At 70.9% G+C, this 6,397-nt stretch carries 5 protein-coding genes and 1 tRNA gene; 2 read left to right on the top strand and 4 right to left on the bottom strand.

Annotation, left to right across the window (positions count from 1 at the left end; all coding sequences use genetic code 11):
* Positions 1 to 53: 53 nt before the first annotated feature.
* The 4 genes from ABD811_RS31250 to ABD811_RS31235 all read right to left on the bottom strand — a co-directional run bounded on the left by ABD811_RS31250 (position 54) and on the right by ABD811_RS31235 (position 4,038).
* A complete protein-coding gene (locus ABD811_RS31250) occupies positions 54 to 674 on the bottom strand; it encodes a 50S ribosomal protein L25/general stress protein Ctc (protein ID WP_344954933.1) in 621 nt (206 codons plus the stop codon).
* Positions 675 to 912: 238 nt separating this feature from the next.
* Positions 913 to 1,881, bottom strand: a complete 969-nt coding sequence (locus ABD811_RS31245) for a ribose-phosphate diphosphokinase (RefSeq protein ID WP_425549480.1) — start codon at positions 1,879 to 1,881, stop codon at positions 913 to 915.
* Between the two features lie 367 nt (positions 1,882 to 2,248).
* Positions 2,249 to 3,709, bottom strand: a complete 1,461-nt coding sequence (glmU, locus tag ABD811_RS31240; RefSeq protein WP_344954929.1) for a bifunctional UDP-N-acetylglucosamine diphosphorylase/glucosamine-1-phosphate N-acetyltransferase GlmU — start codon at positions 3,707 to 3,709, stop codon at positions 2,249 to 2,251.
* A gap of 258 nt (positions 3,710 to 3,967) precedes the next feature.
* A tRNA-Gln gene (locus tag ABD811_RS31235) sits at positions 3,968 to 4,038 on the bottom strand.
* A 469-nt stretch (positions 4,039 to 4,507) separates the two neighbouring features.
* Between ABD811_RS31235 and ABD811_RS31230 the strand changes: the two genes are divergently transcribed.
* On the top strand, positions 4,508 to 5,461 hold the full coding sequence (locus ABD811_RS31230) for an acyl-CoA desaturase (RefSeq protein ID WP_344954927.1): 954 nt from the start codon (positions 4,508 to 4,510) through the stop codon (positions 5,459 to 5,461).
* A gap of 17 nt (positions 5,462 to 5,478) precedes the next feature.
* Positions 5,479 to 6,213 carry a TetR/AcrR family transcriptional regulator gene (locus ABD811_RS31225; protein ID WP_344954925.1) on the top strand — a complete coding sequence of 245 codons (735 nt, stop codon included), beginning with the start codon at positions 5,479 to 5,481 and terminating at the stop codon, positions 6,211 to 6,213.
* The last annotated feature ends 184 nt before the right edge of the window (positions 6,214 to 6,397 follow it).

Genomic DNA, 6,397 nt, shown 5'->3' with positions numbered 1-6,397 from the left:
CGGGGGCCGTCGACAGTAACGTGCCGCGCGCGGCGACGCGCGCTCGGCGGGAACTACTCGGCCGACTCGGCGGCGGGCGCGGCCTCCGCCTCGGCGCCCTCCTCGGCCGCGGCCTCCGCGGCCGGAGCGGTGGACGCGGAGGCGTCGCTGATCTGCAGGATCAGCGTCTCCTCGTCGGTGGCCAGCGACGCCCCGGACGGCAGCTTGAGGTCCTTGGCCAGGACCTGCGTGTCCACCTCCAGGCCGGTGACGTCGACGTCCACGGCCTCGGGGATGTGCGTGGCCTCGGCCTCCACGGACAGCTGCACGACCTCCTGCGCGACCCGGCCGCCGGCCACGACGTCGCCGACGACGTTCACCGGGATCTCGACGGTGACCTTCTCACCGCGCGTGACCAGCAGCAGGTCGACGTGCTCCAGGAAACCCTTGATCGGGTCCCGCTGCACGTCCTTGGGCAGGGCCAGCTCGCTGCCGCCGTTCAGGCCCTCGACGCGCAGCAGCACGTTCGGGGTCTTGAGCGCGAGCATCAGCTCGTGCCCGGGCAGCGAGATGTGCTGCGGGGCGGTGCCGTGGCCGTAGAGGACGGCGGGCACCCTGCCGGCCCGGCGGGCGCGCCGTGCGGCCCCCTTACCGAACTCGGTGCGCGGCTCGGCGGCGATGCGTACCTCGGACACGGCGAAAACTCCTCGTTCTTGCGATCCACGGCCGTCCGGTCACGGACGTCCGCTACGGACAAAGCGATCAGGCGGTTGCTCGATGCGTCGGGCGCCTCGAAGACTCTTTGCGTACCCCGGGGAGCGGGTGTCCGACGCGGAGCCGCACTGAACGACCCGGGGCTTACGCAGGTTCCCCGAGTTTAGCCGATGCGCGACCGCCCGAGCGCCCAGAGGGCGCCCGTTCCCGGACCGCCGGTCAGCTGTGGCCGCCGAAGAGGCTGGTCACCGAGCCGTCGCTGAACACCTCATTGATGGCGCGGGCCACCAGCGGGGCGATGGACAGCACGGTCAGCTTGTCGAACTGCTTCTCCTCCGGGATCGGCAGCGTGTTGGTCAGCACGACCTCGGAGATGCGCGAGTTCTTCAGCCGGTCCACCGCCGGACCCGACAGCACGCCGTGCGTGGCGGCCACGACGACGCGGGTGGCGCCGTGGTCGAACAGCGCGTCGGCCGCCTTCACGATGGTGCCGCCGGTGTCGATCATGTCGTCCACCACCACGCAGGTGCGGCCCTCCACCTCGCCGACCACGTCGAACACCTTGACCTCGTTGGCCACGTCCGGGTCGCGCTTCTTGTGGATGATCGCCATCGGCACGCCGCCCAGCCGGTCGCTCCACCGCTCGGTCACCCGCACCCGGCCCGCGTCCGGCGCGACCACGGTGACCTGCGACAGGTCCAGCCGCTTCTCGAAGTGCGAGGCCAGCAGGTCCAGCGCGAACAGATGGTCGACGGGCCCGTCGAAGAAGCCCTGGATCTGCGCGGTGTGCAGGTCGACGGTGATCAGACGGTGCGCGCCGGCGGTCTTGAACAGGTCGGCCATCAGCCGGGCCGAGATCGGCTCGCGGCCGCGGTGCTTCTTGTCCTGGCGGGCGTAGCCGAAGAACGGGGCCACCACGGTGATCCGCTTGGCGGACGCCCGCTTCAGCGCGTCCACCATGATCAGCTGCTCCATGATCCACTGATTGATGGGAGCCGTGTGACTCTGGATCACGAAGGCGTCCGAGCCACGGACCGACTCCAGGAAGCGCACGAACGTCTCACCGTTGGCGAAGTCGTACGCCGAGGTCGGCGTGAGCTCGACGTGGAGGTTGTCGGCTACTTCCTTGGCCAGGTCCGGGTGGGCTCGGCCGCTGAAGAGCATCAGCTTCTTCTGGCCGCTCGCCATGATCCCACTCACCTCTGACAACTCCCCCTCAATGGATTGTTCTTACGTGGGTGTTGTCCCCACTCCCCGCACGCCGAAAGAACCGGGTTCGGCGGTTTCGCGGGGCATCTTCTGTCGTTGTGCATGGGGACGACCCCCACCCGCCCGCCGACCGGAGGGACCCGGCCGATGAGCCGTGACTCGCGGGCACGCGGCTGGACGTGCCCACGCTCCGCCGACGGACCTCCTCGTCGACCGGCGGACGCTGTTGGCGGCGGGGCGCGCACGCCCCGCCCGTCCGCCGTCCGGACGGCACCGGACGGCGGCTCTCATTCGGCCTCTCGGCCATCACCCGGCCTCGCGGGCCCTCACCCCGGCCTCTCGGCCGTCACTGGGCGTCGCGGCCGTCCTCGTCGACGGCTTCCCGTTCCCTGGCGTGGCGGGCCGCCTCGGCGGCGGGCGTGCCCGGACGCCGGCGCTCCACCCAGCCCTCGATGTTGCGCTGCCGCCCGCGGGCGACCGCCATCGCCCCCGGCGGCACGTCCTGCACGATCACCGAGCCGGCGGCGGTGTAGGCGCCGTCCCCGACGGTGACCGGCGCGACGAGCATGGTGTCGCTGCCGACCCGCGCGTGGTCGCCGACCACGGTGCGATGCTTGCTGACGCCGTCGTAGTTGACGAACACGGTGCTGGCGCCGATGTTGCAGCCCTGCCCGATCTCGGCGTCGCCGACGTAGGTCAGGTGCGGCACCTTCGACCCCTCGCCGACCTGGGCGTTCTTCATCTCAACATACGTGCCGGCCTTGGCCTTGCGCGCCAGCCGCGTGCCGGGCCGCAGGTAGGCGTAGGGGCCGACCGACGCCTGCGGGCCGATCTCGGCCTCGACGCACACCGCGTTGACCACGGTGGCGTCCGCGCCGACCCGCGTGTCGGTGAGCGTGCAGCCCGGGCCGACCCGCGCGCCCTCGGCGAGGTGGGTGCGGCCGTGCAGCTGGGTGCCGGGGAGGATCTCGGCGTCCGGCTCGATGGTCACGTCCACGTCGATCCACGTGGTGGCCGGGTCGACGATGGTGACCCCGGCCCGCATGTGCGCCTCCAGCAGCCGGTCGTTGAGCTGCCGCCGCGCCTGCGCGAGCTGGACGCGGTCGTTGACGCCCTGGGTCTGCACCCAGTCGGGGGTCAGGTGCGCCCCGGCGCGGTGGCCGTCGCCGCGCAGGATCGCCACCACGTCGGTCAGGTACTCCTCGCCGCCGGCGTTGTCGGTGGTGACCCGCTTGAGCGCGTCGCCCAGCAGCGTCCCGTCGAAGGCGTACATGCCGACGTTGATCTCGCGGACCGCGCGCTGCTCGTCGGTGGCGTCCTTGTGCTCGACGATCGCGGTGACCGAGCCGTCGGCGGCCCGCATGATGCGTCCGTAGCCGGCGGGGTCGGGGATCTCGGTGGTCAGGACGGTGACGGCGTTGCCCTCGTCCTCGTGGGTGCGCACCATCGCGGCGAGCGTGTCGCCGCGCAGCAGCGGGTGGTCGCCGTTGGTGACGACCACGGTGCCGCGCAGCTCGCCGACCTGCTCCAGGACGGTGCGGACCGCGTGCCCGGTGCCGCCCCGCCGCTCCTGGACGACCGCCTCGGCCTTGGGCCAGCCCCGCTCCAGATGGGCGATGACCTGCTCCCGGCGGTGCCCGACGACCACGATCAGCCGTTCGGGGTCCAGCTCGCCCGCGGCGGCCAGCACGTGGCCGAGCATGGTGCGTCCGCCCAGCTCGTGCAGGACCTTCGCGGTACGGGACTTCATCCGGGTGCCCTCGCCCGCGGCGAGGACGATGACGGCAGCCGGGCGGCTAGCGCTCACTGGGAGGCTCCTCGGCATCGCGGTTAAAGAACTCGGCGCGGGCGCAACCGTATGGAGATGTCCAACAGGCTGGCGACCTGCCCGAAAGGGGGGCAGGCGGCAGGCCGCGGCTCACCCGACACCGGAAGGATACCGCCCGTCCGTCTTCTGTCACCCCGGGGGCGGCACGTCGTTCCGGGCCCGTTACCAGGTAGGGCGTATCGCCGGACCGGCGGGACGGGTGTGTTCCGCCGCCGCGTCCGCGTCACGACGATCGAGCTCCCGGGGGAGGATTCGAACCTCCGTTGACTGAACCAAAATCAGTAGTCCTGCCCCTAGACGACCCGGGACCGGCCGAACCCGGCCGTCCCTGTGGCAGGGCGCCGGTTCGCCGGGCCTAACGATACCGACTCCCCCCACAGGGGCCCACCTCTATTTCCCCGCCCCCGGGCGCGTTCGGGGGGAACTTCTTCGTCCGTGCGGACTTGCCTGGACACGCCGCATGCGTCCCATGCCACTCCAGGATGGTGGTTTAGGGCGGCCGGAGACGAGCACGTGACAGACGTCCGCCCCGGCAAGGGGGCCGGGCGGCGAACTTCGCGGCGGTGTCGCGCGTTCGTGCGGGAAGGGGCTGTGAACGGGCTCCGCGTCCAGTCCCGGGAGCACCGGACGGTGCGCGGCCCGCTGACCCGGCGTGAATTTTGTGACCGCTGAGACAGATTCCCACCGATTTTACGAATCGGGCCTGTCCAACTTACGCCAGCGTAGGTTACGGTGGCGTAGGTACGGCAGACCCGAGTTGCAGGAAGTGGTGACCGCATGACTACAGCCCCCGTCCTCGATCCTCCTCGCCGAGAGCCCCGTCCCGAGATCGAGCCGGAGCCGCAGGGGACGTTCGAACGGGTCCTCGTCGCGGTGTTCACCGGCGTCCCGTTCCTCGCCCTGTTCGCCGCCGTCCCGCTGGCCTGGGGCAGCTTCCTGGGGTGGACGGACGTGGCGCTGGCCGCCGTCTTCTACTTCATCTCCGCCGCCGGCATCACCGTCGGCTACCACCGGTACTTCACCCACGGCTCGTTCAAGGCGCGCCGCGGGCTGAAGATCGCGCTGGCGCTGTCCGGCAGCCTGGCCATGGAGGGCCCGGTCATCACGTGGGTGGCCGACCACCGGCGCCACCACAAGCACTCCGACAAGGAGTTCGACCCGCACTCGCCGTGGCGGTTCGGCAGCGACTGGAAGGCCCTGCTCAAGGGCCTGGCCTGGGCGCACTACGGCTGGCTGTTCGACGGCAACCGCACCTCCAAGGAGCGCTTCACCAAGGACCTGCTGCGCGACGAGGACGTGATGCGGGTGCACCGCTTCTTCCCGGCGGTGGTCGCCGTGTCGATGCTGCTGCCCGCCGCGCTCGGCGGCCTGCTCACCATGTCCTGGCAGGGCGCGCTGACCGCCTTCTTCTGGGCCGGGCTGGTGCGCATCACGATGGTCCACCACGTCACCTGGTCGATCAACTCGATCTGCCACGTGTTCGGCAAGGAGGACTTCGAGGTCCGCGACAAGTCCCGCAACGTGTGGTGGCTGGCCATCCCGTCGCTGGGCGAGTCCTGGCACAACCTGCACCACTCCGACCCCACCTGCGCCCGGCACGGCGTGCTGAAGGGGCAGATCGACATCAGCGCCCGGATCATCTGGCTGTTCGAGAAGCTCGGCTGGGCCTACGACGTCCGCTGGCCCAACGACGAGCGGCTGGCGGCCAAGCGAACGAAGCAGGCAGCCTGAGCGAGACAATTGGCAGTGTGACTGAACCTGCCCCCCGGTCGAGACGCAAGCGCATGACCGGAAAGGAACGACGGGAGCAGCTGCTCACCATCGGGCGCACGCTGTTCGCCGAGCGCGGCCTCGACGGCACCTCGGTCGAGGAGATCGCCGGCGCCGCGGGCGTGTCCAAGCCGGTCGTGTACGAGCACTTCGGCGGGAAGGAAGGGCTCTACGCGGTCGTGGTGGACCGGGAGTTCGAGAAACTGCTCGCTCTGGTCACCGAGGCGCTGACCTCGGCCATCCACTACCGCAGCAAGCTGGAGAAGGCGGCGCTGGCGCTGCTGGCCTACATCGAGGAGAACCCCGACGGGTTCCGCATCCTGGTGCGCGACTCGCACGGCGGCACCGGGACCGGCAGTTTCGCCAGCCTGCTCAGCGAGATCGCGGGCGAGGTCGAGTACGTCCTCGCCCGTGAGTTCGACCGGCACGGATACGACGACAAGAACGCGCCGATGTACGCCCAGATGCTGGTCGGCATGGTGGCGCTGATCGGGCAGTGGTGGCTGGACGTGCGCAAGCCCCGGCGCGAGGAGGTCGCCGCGCATCTGGTCAACCTGGCGTGGAACGGCCTGTCCGGCCTGGAACCGCGCCCGTCCCTGGACCCCAAGCGCCGCCGCAAGGAGCTGGAACGCATGGAGAAGGCGGCCGAGAAGGCCGCGGCCAAGGCCGAGAAGGCCCAGCGCAAACAAGCCCGCCGCACCGAGGAGACCTGACCCGGTTGCGGCACGGGGCGGCCGGGACGGTGTTCCCCCGGCCGCCTTTTCGCGTCCGCGGCCATTTCGCTGGTCATCGGCCCGCCTCGGGGCGGCGCCGGACCGGTCTCCTCGTCCCCCTGACGGGGCGGGGCGCGGACATGAGTGAGCCGGTGGCCGCGTGAAGTTCGTTCGGTGCGGCCAC

The organism is Actinomadura miaoliensis, from assembly GCF_039536785.1.
Classification (GTDB): domain Bacteria; phylum Actinomycetota; class Actinomycetes; order Streptosporangiales; family Streptosporangiaceae; genus Spirillospora; species Spirillospora miaoliensis.
This window is presented reverse-complemented; position numbering and strand designations above follow the sequence as displayed.

Excerpts from the sequence above, each read along its gene's own strand:
- ABD811_RS31245 (WP_425549480.1), bottom strand. The coding sequence starts at position 1,881 with ATGGCGAGCGGCCAGAAGAAGCTGATGCTCTTCAGCGGCCGAGCCCAC.
- ABD811_RS31230 (WP_344954927.1), top strand. The coding sequence starts at position 4,508 with ATGACTACAGCCCCCGTCCTCGATCCTCCTCGCCGAGAGCCCCGTCCC.